The 14,179-nt window shown below is 59.8% G+C and carries 15 protein-coding genes; 8 read left to right on the forward strand and 7 right to left on the reverse strand.

Annotated elements, in window-relative coordinates; genetic code table 11:
* Both AB0N65_RS01850 and AB0N65_RS01855 read right to left on the reverse strand, forming a co-directional pair.
* Positions 1–405: a NifU family protein gene (locus tag AB0N65_RS01850; protein ID WP_364156873.1), complete on the reverse strand. Its 405-nt coding sequence runs from the start codon at positions 403–405 to the stop codon at positions 1–3.
* The gene (locus AB0N65_RS01855) at positions 402–1,409 is read right to left on the reverse strand and encodes an amidohydrolase family protein (RefSeq protein ID WP_364156876.1); all 1,008 of its coding nucleotides are present in this window, start codon (positions 1,407–1,409) and stop codon (positions 402–404) included. The genes AB0N65_RS01850 and AB0N65_RS01855 overlap by 4 nt, the downstream gene beginning before the upstream one ends.
* A gap of 189 nt (positions 1,410–1,598) precedes the next feature.
* Here AB0N65_RS01855 and AB0N65_RS01860 point away from each other — a divergent pair, with 189 nt between their 5' ends.
* The 7 genes from AB0N65_RS01860 (at position 1,599) to AB0N65_RS01890 (ending at position 7,675) form a co-directional block, all read left to right on the forward strand.
* Entirely contained in the window at positions 1,599–2,531 is a 933-nt protein-coding gene (locus AB0N65_RS01860) for a LysR family transcriptional regulator (RefSeq protein ID WP_364156878.1), read from the forward strand.
* A 143-nt stretch (positions 2,532–2,674) separates the two neighbouring features.
* Positions 2,675–3,562, forward strand: a complete 888-nt coding sequence (locus tag AB0N65_RS01865; RefSeq protein WP_364156880.1) for an NAD-dependent epimerase/dehydratase family protein — start codon at positions 2,675–2,677, stop codon at positions 3,560–3,562.
* Positions 3,563–3,834: 272 nt separating this feature from the next.
* Positions 3,835–4,629: an SDR family oxidoreductase gene (locus tag AB0N65_RS01870; RefSeq protein WP_364156882.1), complete on the forward strand. Its 795-nt coding sequence runs from the start codon at positions 3,835–3,837 to the stop codon at positions 4,627–4,629.
* Between the two features lie 32 nt (positions 4,630–4,661).
* Complete coding sequence (locus tag AB0N65_RS01875; RefSeq protein WP_364156885.1) at positions 4,662–5,111, forward strand: hypothetical protein; 450 nt, start codon at positions 4,662–4,664, stop codon at positions 5,109–5,111.
* Positions 5,112–5,124: 13 nt separating this feature from the next.
* Positions 5,125–5,463, forward strand: coding sequence for a Dabb family protein (locus tag AB0N65_RS01880; RefSeq protein ID WP_364156888.1), 339 nt, complete (start codon positions 5,125–5,127; stop codon positions 5,461–5,463).
* A gap of 41 nt (positions 5,464–5,504) precedes the next feature.
* On the forward strand, positions 5,505–6,470 hold the full coding sequence (locus AB0N65_RS01885; RefSeq protein ID WP_364156890.1) for an NAD-dependent epimerase/dehydratase family protein: 966 nt from the start codon (positions 5,505–5,507) through the stop codon (positions 6,468–6,470).
* Positions 6,471–6,616: 146 nt separating this feature from the next.
* On the forward strand, positions 6,617–7,675 hold the full coding sequence (locus tag AB0N65_RS01890; protein ID WP_364156893.1) for an SDR family oxidoreductase: 1,059 nt from the start codon (positions 6,617–6,619) through the stop codon (positions 7,673–7,675).
* Positions 7,676–7,770: 95 nt separating this feature from the next.
* Here the strand turns inward: AB0N65_RS01890 and AB0N65_RS01895 are convergent, their stop codons facing one another.
* The 5 genes from AB0N65_RS01895 to AB0N65_RS01915 all read right to left on the reverse strand — a co-directional run bounded on the left by AB0N65_RS01895 (position 7,771) and on the right by AB0N65_RS01915 (position 12,338).
* A complete protein-coding gene (locus AB0N65_RS01895) occupies positions 7,771–8,823 on the reverse strand; it encodes a 1-phosphofructokinase family hexose kinase (protein ID WP_364156895.1) in 1,053 nt (350 codons plus the stop codon).
* 12 nt (positions 8,824–8,835) lie between these two features.
* Positions 8,836–9,777, reverse strand: a complete 942-nt coding sequence (locus AB0N65_RS01900) for a transketolase C-terminal domain-containing protein (protein WP_364156898.1) — start codon at positions 9,775–9,777, stop codon at positions 8,836–8,838.
* A complete protein-coding gene (locus tag AB0N65_RS01905) occupies positions 9,774–10,661 on the reverse strand; it encodes a transketolase (RefSeq protein WP_364156901.1) in 888 nt (295 codons plus the stop codon). Before AB0N65_RS01905 ends, AB0N65_RS01900 begins: the two co-directional genes overlap by 4 nt.
* Before the next feature lie 140 nt (positions 10,662–10,801).
* Positions 10,802–11,545 carry an IclR family transcriptional regulator gene (locus AB0N65_RS01910; protein WP_364156903.1) on the reverse strand — a complete coding sequence of 248 codons (744 nt, stop codon included), beginning with the start codon at positions 11,543–11,545 and terminating at the stop codon, positions 10,802–10,804.
* Positions 11,517–12,338, reverse strand: a complete 822-nt coding sequence (locus AB0N65_RS01915; RefSeq protein ID WP_364156906.1) for an IclR family transcriptional regulator — start codon at positions 12,336–12,338, stop codon at positions 11,517–11,519. Before AB0N65_RS01915 ends, AB0N65_RS01910 begins: the two co-directional genes overlap by 29 nt.
* A gap of 147 nt (positions 12,339–12,485) precedes the next feature.
* Here AB0N65_RS01915 and AB0N65_RS01920 point away from each other — a divergent pair, with 147 nt between their 5' ends.
* Positions 12,486–13,964 carry an NAD-dependent succinate-semialdehyde dehydrogenase gene (locus AB0N65_RS01920; RefSeq protein WP_364156909.1) on the forward strand — a complete coding sequence of 493 codons (1,479 nt, stop codon included), beginning with the start codon at positions 12,486–12,488 and terminating at the stop codon, positions 13,962–13,964.
* Positions 13,965–14,179: the final 215 nt, after the last annotated feature.

The following is a 14,179-nucleotide window of genomic DNA, read 5'->3' on the forward strand; positions in this document are numbered from 1 at the left end:
TCAATGCCCTCCCGCGTCGGCGGGTGCCGTCGATTGGCAGGCAGAGGGCTGCTTAGGTAGGAGCGGAAGCGACGGCCTTGAGGTCGACTGGGCGGGCCTGTAGTGCGCCGGGCCTCCCAGCGTCGCGGCGATACGGTCCAAGGCCCTGCGTGATGCATGGACCTGCGAAGACCTGACATCTTGGACGCCGTCCACCTGCATCAGGCGGGACCGGACGAGGCCGGCGAACGTCACCGAAATAGCAGGGCATGAGTGACAAGCATTGTGGAAATCAACAGTGACCACACCGTCCTCCACAGCTGCGATTGTCAGGTCGCCGGAGTGGCCCTTAAGCAGGGGCCGAATGTAGGACAGCGCCTCCTGAAGGTCCTCTTCCAAAGGACCCGCGCTCTCGATCGTTGTCACAGCAGCCCCAGTTCCTTCTTCTTGACCTCAAGATCAATCCCAAGTCCCCGGGCGAAGTTCAGGCCGAAGACCTGCTCTTTGATCTCAGGGGTCAGCTCCGGGTAGCCGTATTTGTCCTGGAGTTCTTCAGGCATCTCAAGGTTTGCCCACGTGTCGATGTACGTCTGCATGTGTGGCCACAAGAACCCCTCTGATCCATAGCAGAGCTTGTCCGCTCCGACGAACAGCAGAGTCTGGCCGAGGCGGTGCAGCATGGGATAGGGCTGGAGGTAGTACTGGTTATGCCACAGCGGAAGCATCAGGTAGATGTTGGGGAAGCGGGACGCGATGCTCACCAGTTCATCAACGTACGGATCGCCAAGGTGGTGGATACCGAAGTTCAATTCCGGGAAATCGTAGGCTGCCAGCTGGATGTCGTTGGGACGAAACGCTTCCACTGGCTGCATGCCCAAGGGGTATCCCTTGTGGAACTGAACCATCTTGATTCCGAGCTCAATGGCTTTTTCCCACAATGGGTAGGCGATCTCCTTGTCGTCTGCGCGCCAGTGATGGTTCTCGTCGTGATATTGGTAGAACTTGAAGCTGACCGCTCCCCATTCCTTAACCTGCCGTTCCATCTCCTCCAGCGCGAAATCCAGCCCTTGCCACACTGGGTCAACTCCGCCGGTGAAGTAGAACCGGGAAGGGTTCGAAGCGGCCAGCTGATAGTTCAGTTCTGCCGGGCCCAAAGAGTTCTGCCACTGCCCGAAAAGCGGCACGGTGCACACCATGGCTATATCGGTGTCCGACTCCTCAAAAAGCGTCTTGTTTGCCCATTCAACGTCCACTGGATCATAGAAGTCCGGCTTGTCGGCGGGCCCCTTGGTTGCCATGAGCTTGTTGAATTGTCCCTGGTTGGTGCGGTGGGACCGGACCTGGCGGCCGTCCCCGCCGGGCCGGACCTGCCGGTCAGTGAAATCCTGCGTGTGAACCACGCAGTCGAAGACGAACATACCGTTTTTCATCGTTTTTCCTCCAAGGATTGATGCAGTGCTGCAGCAATGGCGACGCTCGGCACTTGGGCGTTTGAACTGCGGACGCCAAGCCGCTTGCATGATGTGACGCCTCCAGCTTGTGGCGCAGCGCTCAGGAAAGTCCAAGAGCTATTTCCAGCAGGTTGCATAACCTATGCTTATAGGGTGACTTTGAGGCAGATGGAGTACCTACTGATAGTTGCCGAGGAAGGATCCTTCACTCGCGCCGCGGAGATCCTTCGCGTTTCCCAGCCGGGGCTCAGTCAGCAGATCCGCGCGCTTGAGCGTGCGGCAGGTGGGGAGCTTATTGAGCGGACCACGGGAACTGTGCGCCTGACCCCGGCCGGGCGGGCGTATGCCGAGCATGCCCGGATTGCGTTGAAGGCAGCCGAAGATGCAAGGAAGGCCGCCCGCGAGGTCCTAAGCGGAGAAGCGGGGGAACTGGTGATCGCCACCGTACTTTCGATCGCCGCCGGAATCCTTCCTCCGTCCCTCCTCCGATGGCACACGGACAATCCCAGGATCCCGGTCACCCTGTTGGAATACGCCCACAGGAGAACGCTGGAAGAGTCCGTGGCATCCGGGGCCGGCGATCTCGCCGTTGGGCCCACACCCAAGCAGTGGAGCGGACCCGTCATCGATCTCGGACATGAAATATTCGTGCTGTACCTGGCTCCGGATGACCCCATCCTGAAGAAGGTCCAGCCCTACGAAGGCAAGGTGCCCAAGGGCGCGCCACAATCGCGGGGGGTCCTTCCGGTGAGCGCGCTCGATGCGCATTCCTGGATCACTTTCGAGGGAAACCATGGGCTGGGTGAATTCATCCGTGAATACATGCAATCCGCCAACGTCACCCCGGACTTCGTGTTCCACACAGGTCAAATAGACAGCGCCGTGAAACTGGCCGGCGCGGGGGCGGGAGTTGCCCTGCTCCCGGCAAACGCCCTGCCTATGGACGGTCCTGGGGTCGCTGTGGAGCCCTTTCCGGCTTTGACCCGCGACCTCGCCGTGTACAGCCGCACCAAACTCTCGCCAACGGCCAAAAGATATGTGGAACTTCTGCAGAAACTTCCCGCCGTTCTTGAACCTCCCGAAAGCCATCGCCGCAGGTAAATTTACCACCAGCCATAACCAATGCTCATGGGGGCCAAAACGGAGTTCTATTAGAGGCCCCACAGTTACCATGAAACGATGTTGGCGGGCGTACAGTGCGGGATCCGCAGCGTCTGGTAGGCGTTCAGCCGAAAGGAACAAGAATGTCTGTACTCGTCACCGGCTCAGCCGGATACGTCGGACTGGCCATTGCGTTGCGCCTCAAAGCGGCGGGCCACGAAACATTCGGGCTCACAGACACCGTAACAGGGACGAAAGTCTTGGAGTCTAGGGGCATAACTCCGATCCTGGCCACGCTTGAAGACGGCGAAACCATCCGGAATGTCACTCAGCTCGTTGATGCGGTGGTAGACGTCTCCGGTCACCTGCCAGCTGCCAAGCTATTCCTTGCCACGTTGGAGGGGACCGGCAAACGATACATTCGAAACAGCACCTCCAGGGTGTACGTGGACGCCTCACTCGGTTCACTGAGCAGGATCGTCCACAAAGAGGGAAAGGCCGTATCTCCCATTCGCGGACTGGCTGAAGTCCTCGAAACGGATGCCCAGGTCCAGCAGGCCTCCGAAAGAGGCATTCACACCACCGTCTTACGGCCTTCCATTCCCTACGGAGAGGCCAGCGGGCCGGTGATAGGTGGGCTGATCAAGCGCGCCATCACGGCGGGGCGAAGCCTCTATGTTGGTCCTGGCGCCAACAGGCAATCACATGTGTACATTGCGGACCTCGCGGAATCATTTGCCTTGGCAATGGAAAAGGCGCCCACCGGGAGTTTGTACAACATTGCTGCCGGCGAATCTTCCCTCGCTGACGTTGCCCGGGACATCGCCACAATGCTTGGGTACCCGGACGCACAGTCATGCACCATGGACGCTGCCTACGAGGCGTACGGCGTGAATTTCGTCGACGGTGTTCTGGCCGGCAACTGCCGTGTTGATGCAACCAAGGCCAGAATCGAGCTTGGATGGCAGCCCAAAGGTCCCGGCCTGCAGGACGAGCTCCGCGAGGGATCTTACGCCCTGATGTGGTCCTGAACTCCAGGCCAGCGGCCGAAATTCGGCGGACCAAAGCCATAAGCAGCGCTTTGGTCCGGTATTGCATTCTGGTCTTGGACGCCCCGCCCACCTTCGTGGAACCATTGAGACAAGCCCCGATCGAGGGCTTCAGGATTCTCCACCACCCACCAACGCAAAATCACACAGCCAATTCCTGACCCTCGAACCCGAGACCCGCCGCCAATTGGCAGCTAGGCTCGGTGTCCTCTGCGAACATCTGATTTGCATGAACAGAGGAAGGCAATTGGACCATGAACAGAATTTTCAGTGGCAAAACTGTCCTCATTACAGGTGCGAGCCAAGGAATCGGGCTCGCGGCCGCGCAACATTTCCTCAAGGAAGGAGCGAACGTTGTTGGAGTCAGCCGCGAACTTGGGGAAATGACAAGCACAACCAGCACAAATGCCGACCACTTTCTCCACATCTCCGCGGACCTGTCCCTTCCCGGTACACCTGGGACCGCAGTCCGGCAGGCCCTGCAACGCTTTGGCGGGATCGACGTCCTGGTCAATAACGCAGGGGCTGTAGCGGTCCGGAAGGGCTTCCTCGATGTCACCGATGAAATGTGGGAATCCACTATGGAGCTCAACTTCATGGGCTACGTCAGGATGAGCCGGGAGGTTCTTCCCCACATGCTTGAAGCCGGTTCCGGATCAATCATTCACGTGGGGTCAGAAGCAGGACGAACCCCGTTGGTGGACGCTCCGGACTACAGCGTTTCAAAGGCAGCGATTTTGTCCTTGTCCAAGCTCCTGTCGCGGGAATTCGGGCCACAAGGAATCCGGTCCAACGTTGTTGCTCCGGCGCATATCTACACACCAATGTGGGATCGGCCCGGGGGTTTCCTTGACTCGCAAGCCCGCAAATTCGATGTGCCACGGGAAGAAGCAATCCAGGCTTTCGTGGAAGATTCAGGGCTCCCGGTACGGAGACTTGGGACAGCCGACGACGTCGCTCCAGTGATCCTCTTCCTCGCCTCACCGGCCGCAGGCTTTATCACCGGGGCCGAATACACCGTCAACGGAGGCGTCACGACGTTCGTGTGATCCTCCCTCGCCCCATATCGAGAGGACACTTCGTGACAACCCAGGAAAACCAAGCCACCGTTCCGCAGGGAAGCCAGCGGGCAGGGACCATCGTAGCCCGGAACTTCAATGACTGGTCCGCCGAAATCCTCAAGGACTTTCATGACAACGCCTACAACTTCACGGTGGGACAGCGCATCGTCTCCGAAACGGAGGACGTGAGGGTGTGGGAGATCAGGCTGGATCCGGGTCAACGGCTCCACGCCCACCGCCACGTCCTGGACTACTTTTGGACCGCTGTCAGCGCCGGACACAGCAGGCAGCACGAAGACGATGGAACCACCAGGGAAGTGGACTACGCAGTGGGTGATACCCGTCATTTTCACTTCGGGCCCGGCGAATACCTACTTCACGATCTGGAAAACATCGGACAGTCCCAGCTGGCCTTCATCACCGTTGAGCACAAATCCAATACCGAACAAATGAAACAACAACAGAGATAGGCGCAGAAACACGATGTTTTACCAACTCGTCAGCTTCACCTTTCCCGAGGACATCACGAGTGAGGCACGGACCGCCTTTGAGGACACTCTGCGGAGCCTTCCAGGAAAGATCCCGGAACTGGAAGACGTACGGGTCATCCGCGCATTCGACGACTTCAACGTCACCGGCTATGTGTCCGTCTTCGCTTCGGAAGAGGACTACCAACGGTACCTCGTACACCCGGACCACGCCCCGATCGGAGCCCTGGCCGAAAGCGTCTGCTCACGCATTCGGCGACTCCTCTTGGACGACGACCGTCCCAGCATCCTGCCCGCAGGCCAGCAGGATGAGCAGCTAAGCCAACCGGCCTGACAACTCCGCACCGAGAAACTACGCAAACACTAAGGAACCCCATGCATATCTTCGTCACTGGAGCCACAGGATACATCGGACAGGCCGTTTCCCAACGGCTGCTCCAATCCGGCCACACGGTCAGCGGCCTCGTCCGGAGCGAAAGCGGCGCCAAGGCGCTGCGTGCCCGCGGGATCGCTCCTGTACTCGGAGGGCTGGACGATACTGCAGTCCTCCGGGAAGCAGCCTTGGCTGCTGATGCAGTTGTCGATACGGCAACGGCCGATCATGCTGAATCCACTCAGGTGTTCCTCTCTGCGTTGGAGGGAACCAACAAGAAATTCATCCGCACCAGCGGAACGGGTATATACACCGACCTGGCACAGGGCGAGCTGAACCCGACGATCTACACCGAAGAGGTCCAGCACTCCCCTGCTGAGATTGTTGCCACGCGGTATGCTACGGACCTTGCCGTGATCGACGCCGCCAGCAGAGGCATTCACACCGTGGTCATACGTCCCTCGATGATCTTTGGCGATGGCGCCAGCGAACAGTTGCCGTTGCTCATCCGCCAGGCCATAACATCCGGACGCAGCCTCTTCGTTGGCCGAGGTGACAACCGTTGGTCCAATGTCTACATCGCTGACCTTGCTGAAGCCTACTTCCTGGCCTTGGACAAGGCTCCGGCCGGCAGCGCCTACAACCTGGCGGCCGGTGAAGCCCGTATGGGAGACATTGCCGAAACCATCGCCCGGCTGGTTGGACTCCAGGGCGCGGAATCATGCACGCCGGAGGTCGCGTACCAGGCATTGGGCCAGCGCTGGGTGGACGTGGCAATTTCCAGCAACAGCCGTGTTGACTCAGCGAAAGCTCGCACGGAGCTGGGTTGGAATCCCGTAGGACCTGACCTCCTGGACGATCTCGGGTCCGGCTCATACAAGCGGATCTGGGCTTACAAGGGAGACCCGCACGACCACGTCCAGGCCGTGGCGAACGACGATGCGCTCGAAGGTGCCGACTCCCGCTAAGGGCGGAACCGCCGTCGAACGTTACGGCAACAACGCGCTCACCACGCGTGCATAACGGCTTGGGCCGGGCCTATGGCCCGGCCCAAGCTATTTTCAGATGGAAACCCGGCAATGTGGAATGGAATGTGATGGAAGAAGTTCAGAAAGTGAGCAAAGGCCAGGTCATGGTGGTTGGAGCACACGGAGTCATAGGGCGGGCCGCGGCTTTGCACCTCGCGGACACAGGGTGGGATGTAGTCACTGTTGCCAGGCGTGGACCGCTGGAGGAATTGAAAGCACGAGGCAACGTTCGGCACGTCAGCGTAGACCTCCTCGATCCGGAGTCAGTGAAGGAACGATTCGCATCCCTGACGGCAGTCACGCACGTGGTCTACGCCGCCTACATGGACATGCCGATGCGAGCAGCCGTTGCACCGAACACCGCCATGCTGGTGAACACGCTGGATGCCCTGCAGTTCCTGGGCGCCAAACTCACGAGAGTGGTTATGGTGGGAGGCGGAAAGTCCTATGGTGAACACCTCGGCCACTACAAGACGCCCGCGAAGGAATCTGATCCACGCTTCCTGGGACCCATTTTTTACAACAACCAGGAAGACGCCCTGAAACAGCGCGCTCTCGACCGGCATTTCTCCTGGACGGTCCTGCGCCCCGACGGAGTGTTCGGTTTCAGCGCGGGATCTCCCATGAACATTGTTAACGGATTGGCCGTTTTCGCCGCAGTCAGCAAGGAGCAGGGTGTGCCGCTGCGTTTCCCTGGCCTCCCGGGAACGTGGAATGCCCTGCATCAAGCCACGGATTCGGCGCTCCTGGCACGCGCCATTGCGTGGGCGCTGACCGCTGACAGCGCACACGCAGAGATCTTTAACGTCACCAACGGCGATAATTTCCGTTGGAGCCAGCTTTGGGACGACCTGGCAGCGTTCTTCGACATCCCGACGGCGGAACCCCAGCCACTGCCGCTGGTTGAGAACATGGGCGATAAGGAAGACCTCTGGCAAAACATGGTACGCGTGCACGGACTCCGTCCAACCCCATGGGACACCATTGCCTCGTGGCCCTTTGTCGAGGGCTGGCTGGCGTCCGACTTTGACATGCTGCAGAGCACCATCAAGATCCGGCAGGCTGGCTTCCACGACTGCATCGACACCCACCAGAGCCTCCTGAACCACTTGGGCTTCCTGCGCAGCAACCGCTACATTCCTTAGGCACCAGCCGCTGGAAACGCTGGAAAAAGGAAGCCAGGGCCCGTGGTTGCGAGGCTCGGGCCCTGGCGGATTGTGGCCGGTAAGTCACAGCGAGCCTACCGGGAGAGCAGGTAGTCGGGGTCCGGTGCGGAAACGGAGATGCCCTCTGGGGAGAAAACGACTCTTGGGAGGATGGTAGTGGGTTCCTGGACGGCGAGCGCACCCCAGGCAACCGCGCGGGCAAGTGCTTCACGAACCACCTCACGTGGGTAGGGGGCAGCTGAGGCGTGGGGCAGCGCGCTGAGATATCCGGCCAAGGCAGCGTCCCCCGCCCCAGTGGTGTTGAGGACTTTGGCAGAGGGGCCTCGCGCCCAGAGAACCTCATGCTCGTTCACCTCAACGAGTCCGTCACTTCCCAGGCTGGCCAAGACTGTCCGGACTCCCCTTTTCCGGAGCAGGTTTGCGGCGTAGACGACATCCCGCATGGTCCTCAACTGCGTACCGGTGATGTCTGCCAGTTCCTCTTTGTTTGGTTTCACGAGGTCCACCGGATTTGATGAGGACGCCCAGGCCTTGAGAGCGTCGCCTGAGGTGTCCAGGCAGGTTGAGGCACCTGCCCGGCGGGCCGCCCTGAAGAGATTCCCGGGATCGACTTCGCGGCCTGTGGAGATGTCCGTTGGGAGCGATCCTCCGAGGACGAGCCAGTCCGCATTGACCCGTTCGACTTCATGAAGTGTTGCCGCGCAGAGTTGTTGCCACTTTGCGGTGGACAGTGGCGCCGCACTTTCATTGAAGTTTGTGGTCGCACCGTCCGTGTCCACAATGATGGCGTTCACTCGTGTAGGTGCAGTGACCTCCACGGTCTTGAAGACCTTCTTGCGAACGCCTTCGCTTCCTTCGGCCAGTTCGAGGTCCTCGGCGTTGATGGGTACCACGGCGGTGGCAACGTTCCCGGCCAGACTGAGGGCGCGAGCAACATTGATGCCCTTCCCTGCGAGGTACGTTTCCACCCTGGTGGCTCTGTTGACGTGGCCCTCGACCATTCGATCAAGGAAATAGACCCTATCTATCGCCGGGGCGGGAGTGAGGGTGACGATACGCGACACGGATGACGGCGGGGCCTGTTTCACTGTGCCACGGGGGCTCAGGGTCTGGAGTGGCTTGGTCATGGTGGCCTTCATTCACTTCCGCGTGTTCAGGCTAGCCTTGATCTGCTGGGCGACCTTGGCCGGAGACAACCCGTACTTATCCAAAAGGAAATCGTTGGGTGCAGACTCGGACCAGCGATCCGCGAGTCCGATCCGGATCACCCCCGCGGGCTCTTGTGATCCAGCAGTAAGCTCGCAAACGAGCCCGCCAAGTCCACCCAGCACGCTGTGTTCTTCCACCGTGACAATCAGCTGAGCGCCTCCGAGTTCATGCAGCAACTCATGGTCATCCAGGGGCTTCAACATCGGTATGTGAATGTGCTTCGCCCGAATGCCTTCCAGCTCGAGGGAGTCCAAGGCTTGCGAAACCCTTGAGGTCTGCACTCCCGTGGAAACTACCGTGAGATCTGTGCCGTCCCGCAGGACCACAGGCTTGTGCGGGGTAAAGACATAGTCGTCTTCAAAGACGGCCTGAACGGCGTCGCGCGCGAAGCGAATGTAAACGGGTCCGTCGTACTCCGCCACCCACTTGATCGCCGCGCGCGCTTCCACAGCATCTGCGGGGGCGATGACGGTCATGTTCGGCATGGCCCGCATGATGGCGAAGTCTTCGATGTCCTGGTGTGTTTTGCCACTGGAACCGTTCAGCAAGCCGGCGTAGGCCGCCGCAATACGAACCGGTGCTTTGGTCTGTGAAACCAGCATTCTCACCTGGTCCAGGGCCCGGTGAGTGAAAAAGACGCCAAACGAGGACAACCATGGCCGGTATCCGACGGTGCTGAGGCCGAAGGCCATGCCAACAATGTTCTGCTCGGCAATGCCGACTTGGATGAACCTTTCGGGGTGAGACTCGGCCAGGATATCTGCCCTCGTTGACGTTGCAAGATCGCCATCCAGAACGAGTATCCGCTCGTCCAGGTCCGAAAGTTCAGATAGCGTCTCACCCCAAACCTGACGCTGCGCTTTGGTGCTCACTTGGCTGCCTCCATGTTCTGGCCGAGTTCTTCGCGGGCGATCCGCAGTTGTTCTTCAGTGGCTATGCCGTTGTGCCACTTGTAAGTTCCTTGGGTAAAGGAGACGCCGAACCCCTTGGTAGTGTTCGAGATAATGGCTGTGGGCTTCCCGGAAACTCCGCGAAACGACTGGGCAAAACTGAGCGCGTCCGATATCTCTTTCAGGTCGTGCCCGTTGATGCTGATCGTGTTCCAGCCAAAGCCGGTGAACACGGCCTCCAGGTCCACGTGCCCCACGGGTTCGCTGCGGTCGAAGCGGTCCCCCGGCCCCGCCGGCCAACCATATTGTTGAAGTCCGTTGACGTCCACGATCGCGGTGAGGTTGTCGAGCCCAAACCTTGGCGCGGATAGGACCGTCTCCCACACCATGCCCTCTTCGATCTCGCCGTCACCCAGCATGACCCAGGTATGGAAATCCTTTCCCAGCTTTTTGGCCCCGAGCGCCATACCCGCACCGCTCGAGAGTCCTTGGCCCAATGATCCAGTGGACGCATCCACTCCGGGGGTCAGGAGCATGTCCGGGTGCCCTTGCAGCCGGGAGTTTCCGTGATCGAAGCTGGCCAGCTCGTCGACTGGAAAATATCCGCGTAGGGCTAGGACCGTGTAGAGGCCGATTGCGCAATGGCCTTTCGACAGGATGAACCGGTCCCTGTCAGGGTCCTGAGGGCTATTTGGATCTATTCGCAAATGCCTGAAGTACAGCGATACAAGCACCTCCATAGCAGACAAGGGTCCACCGATGTGTCCGGCTTTGCTGGATGCAACAGTGTCAATGACCCGCCATCGGGCTTCCTGAATGATGCCGCTCAGGTCCACGTCCGTGAGGACCTCGGTTTTTGTATTCATGGGGTAAACCTCTCTCAACGACGTGATCTAAATCTACCGCCAAACGGACAGCCTGTCTATGCCATGAGAATAGAAGATGAGTGCGCGTATTGAGGGCAATTAAAAGAGGTGCGGGGTGGCTGCGCCGCGGCAGCAATATATTAAGGGGCCTTGAGCGCTTCCTGGATCCTGGAGGCGGACGTCAGCAGTTCGGTGGCGTACTCCGACTCGTTCCCCAATATTTCACCAGTCAACCCGGCCAGTGAGATGGCACAGCTGAGTTCGCCAGCGCGCCCGAATACCGGAACACCAAGTGCCGAAACGCCGAGGGTTACATCTTCGTTCGAGACACTGTAGCCGCGTTCGCGAATCTCCCTGCCGTCGCGTTCCAGCTCCTCCAACGAAGTCAGAGTTTTGGGCGTCCATACTTCAAGTGGAGCACCTGAAAGTCGAGCAAGCAGGCCGGGAGAATACGCAAGGATAACCCGGCTGGTTGCGCCAGCGTTGACCGGCAACGTGCCGCCAGGACTGAGAGCAAGCAGGGAGACCCGGGTGCCCCTGACCCAATCAAGGCAGGCCACCCGGCTACCCCTAGGGGCGCAAAGATACACAGTTTGGCCCGTGACCTGATTCAACCGCTGAAGTTCGCCTTGCGCCGCCCTGGCTTCGGGGAGCGCGTCCAGAACCGCGCGGGCCAGGTGAAGTACTTCCACACCAAGCTGACTACGCCCATCCTCGGCCGTGGAGACGAGACCTACCAGCTTCAGCGCATCGATCAACCTGTAGACGCTGGGCCGCGGCATATCGAGCTCCTCCGCCAATTCGCTGATTGGCAGGGCTCCCTTCTCGGCCAAGGAGTGGAGCAGCTTACTACTCTTAGCTAGCAACTGGATTGGCTTGGCCATGGTCCACCCCCCCATCACGTAAATCCGAACCGAGCTTTTCACTCACGGCCCGCGCCGCTTGGGTCACCAACGCAACGGCATCGAATTCGCCGGAAAAGAGGCGGCGCGACAGTCCGCTGATGGATAGGGCAGCCACGACGTGACCCCTATGGTCAAAGATCGGAGCGCCAACACCTCCAATGCCATCAACCCAGTCAGCCTCGGCAACTGCCACACCACTCGCAGCTGTTTCAGCCAATAGCTTTACCAGCTGAGCACCGTCGGGGGCTATGGCGCTAATGGGGGACTTGGAGGCGAAATCTTGAAGGTATCGGGCCACGAACTCCGGGGCTTCAAAGGCGAGTATCGCCCTGGGGGCAACCCCTTCCCCCAGCGGCAGCGACTCACCCAGCCGAAGGCTGTGTATCTGGACATCCCGCCCGTCAATTCTCTCGATGCACACGGCCGAGAAGCCACGACGAATGCAGAGGAACACGGTCTCCCCGGAGGCTTCATGGAGCCTGGTCAGTTCCGGGAGGGCAAGCCGGCGAAGGTCAAGTTGGGCTTCGAGTCGAGATCCCAACAGGAGGAAGTCCAAGCCTAGGCGGAACTTGCCGCGCTTGGTGCCTTGCTCAACCCACCCAATCGCGTCCAGCGACGAGAGCAATCGGTACAGCGAGCTCACGGGCTCCTCCGTCGCCGCTGACAACTGCCCAACAGTGAGCTCCCCCGACGCGGCCAGCGCCTGAAGAACGGCGACCGACTTACTCACCAAGCCCATGCCTCCGGCGGAAGCCTCCGCATTCTCAGTCATATTGCTTCTCTCACCCCGCGGACAACCTTTTCACATCGACGATACGGGGCGGATTAGCCCCAAGCAAGAAACATATGTTCCCGCATTACAGACAGAACGTCCGCACAGCGATAGAATTTGAGGACACCACCCGGCAAGGAGAACAAGATGACATTTGTCCCGCGCGAGAGCGAGTTGCTCGCCTCGGTACCCACTGGCCTACTGATTGGCGGCGAATGGCGTCAGGCTACCTCCGGCGCAACATTCGACGTCGAAGATCCCGCCACTGGCAAGGTCCTGGCAAGCATCGCGGACGCTGGCCCCGAAGACAGCTTGGCTGCCCTCGACGCAGCCGTTGCCGCCCAGGAGTCATGGGCCGCGGTGGCACCGAGGGACCGCGGCGAAATCCTTCGCCGCACTTTCGAGTTGGTCACAGAGCGGGCCGATGATTTTGCCCTGCTTATGACGCTTGAGATGGGCAAACCCTTGACCGAAGCCAAGGGTGAAGTCGCTTATGGGGCCGAGTTTTTGCGCTGGTTTTCGGAAGAAGCCGTCCGCACATGGGGCCGCTACTCGGTTTCGCCCGATGGAAAGTCACGTCTTCTGGTTCAGAAGAAGCCGGTGGGGCCCTGCCTCCTGATTACACCGTGGAATTTCCCCCTCGCTATGGCCACAAGGAAGATCGCGCCCGCCGTGGCCGCGGGGTGCACCGTGGTACTCAAGCCAGCCAGATTGACTCCACTTACTTCCCAGCTATTTGCCCAGGTCATGCAAGAGGCCGGCCTTCCCGCCGGCATTCTCAACGTGGTTCCGTCCACGAGGGCTGGCGCCACGACCGGACCGCTGATCAAAGATTCCCGGTTGCGGAAGCTATCCTTCACCGGTTCCACGGAGGTCGGTAGGCGCCTGCTTGCCGATGCCTCGGAGATGGTGCTTCGAACCTCGATGGAATTGGGTGGGAATGCGCCGTTCGTAGTCTTCGACGATGCGGACATTGATGCCGCCGTGGATGGCGCCATGTTTGCGAAGCTTCGCAATATGGGCGAAGCCTGCACCGCTGCGAACCGGTTCATCGTCCAGGAGTCAATCGCTGACGAGTTCACGGAGAAATTTGCAGCACGCATGGCCTCACTGACTACCGCCCGCGGAACGGAGCCAGGCGCACAGATCGGGCCCATAATCGATGCCAAAAGCAGGGACAAAATCCACTTCTTGGTGACAGAGGCGGTATCTGCCGGCGCCACGGCAGTTTCCGGCGGGGCCCCTATTGATGGGCCTGGCTACTTCTACGCGCCAACAATTCTCACAGGAGTCACCGAGGGGTCTCCCATCCTCTCCGAAGAGATATTCGGCCCCGTCGCACCCATCGTTACCTTCTCAACGGAGGAGGAAGCGATCCGACTCGCCAACAACACCGAGTACGGGCTTGCTGCCTATGTTTTCACTAGGGATTTGAACCGTGGTTTGAGGATGAGCGAGAAGCTTGATACCGGCATGCTGGGGCTGAACGCAGGGATCATCTCTAATGCGGCAGCCCCCTTTGGTGGAGTAAAACAATCCGGACTCGGTCGCGAAGGTGGACTTGAGGGCATTGAGGAATACCTTTCCACCCAGTACGTCGGCATAGCCGTTCCTGCCGGTACGTAGGAAGTCCAAACGGGCGGCGACTGCGGTCCCTCAGGCCAATAGGCGATCGAGGGCCGCAGCCGAGCCCGATCTAATGGGATGAGATGGGCAAAGAGTGATTTGGACGGCCGAGAGTGGGAAGCTGAGGAATTTGACCGTCAGGAACCGGGCGTGCAGCGACATCTACGCACCTCTTTTATCTGCTTGGGTTGCGGAGCCCCGGCAGTATTTCAGTC

This window comes from Paenarthrobacter sp. NPDC089322 (assembly GCF_040684895.1).
Classification (GTDB): Bacteria; Actinomycetota; Actinomycetes; order Actinomycetales; family Micrococcaceae; genus Arthrobacter.

What these genes read in the sequence shown, in the direction of transcription:
- AB0N65_RS01855 (WP_364156876.1), bottom strand. Translation starts at nt 1,409, where the DNA reads ATGAAAAACGGTATGTTCGTCTTCGACTGCGTGGTTCACACGCAGGAT.
- AB0N65_RS01860 (WP_364156878.1), top strand. Translation starts at nt 1,599, where the DNA reads ATGGAGTACCTACTGATAGTTGCCGAGGAAGGATCCTTCACTCGCGCC.
- AB0N65_RS01865 (WP_364156880.1), top strand. Translation starts at nt 2,675, where the DNA reads ATGTCTGTACTCGTCACCGGCTCAGCCGGATACGTCGGACTGGCCATT.
- AB0N65_RS01870 (WP_364156882.1), top strand. Translation starts at nt 3,835, where the DNA reads ATGAACAGAATTTTCAGTGGCAAAACTGTCCTCATTACAGGTGCGAGC.
- AB0N65_RS01880 (WP_364156888.1), top strand. Translation starts at nt 5,125, where the DNA reads ATGTTTTACCAACTCGTCAGCTTCACCTTTCCCGAGGACATCACGAGT.
- AB0N65_RS01885 (WP_364156890.1), top strand. Translation starts at nt 5,505, where the DNA reads ATGCATATCTTCGTCACTGGAGCCACAGGATACATCGGACAGGCCGTT.
- AB0N65_RS01895 (WP_364156895.1), bottom strand. Translation starts at nt 8,823, where the DNA reads ATGACCAAGCCACTCCAGACCCTGAGCCCCCGTGGCACAGTGAAACAG.
- AB0N65_RS01905 (WP_364156901.1), bottom strand. Translation starts at nt 10,661, where the DNA reads ATGAATACAAAAACCGAGGTCCTCACGGACGTGGACCTGAGCGGCATC.
- AB0N65_RS01910 (WP_364156903.1), bottom strand. Translation starts at nt 11,545, where the DNA reads ATGGCCAAGCCAATCCAGTTGCTAGCTAAGAGTAGTAAGCTGCTCCAC.
- AB0N65_RS01915 (WP_364156906.1), bottom strand. Translation starts at nt 12,338, where the DNA reads ATGACTGAGAATGCGGAGGCTTCCGCCGGAGGCATGGGCTTGGTGAGT.
- AB0N65_RS01920 (WP_364156909.1), top strand. Translation starts at nt 12,486, where the DNA reads ATGACATTTGTCCCGCGCGAGAGCGAGTTGCTCGCCTCGGTACCCACT.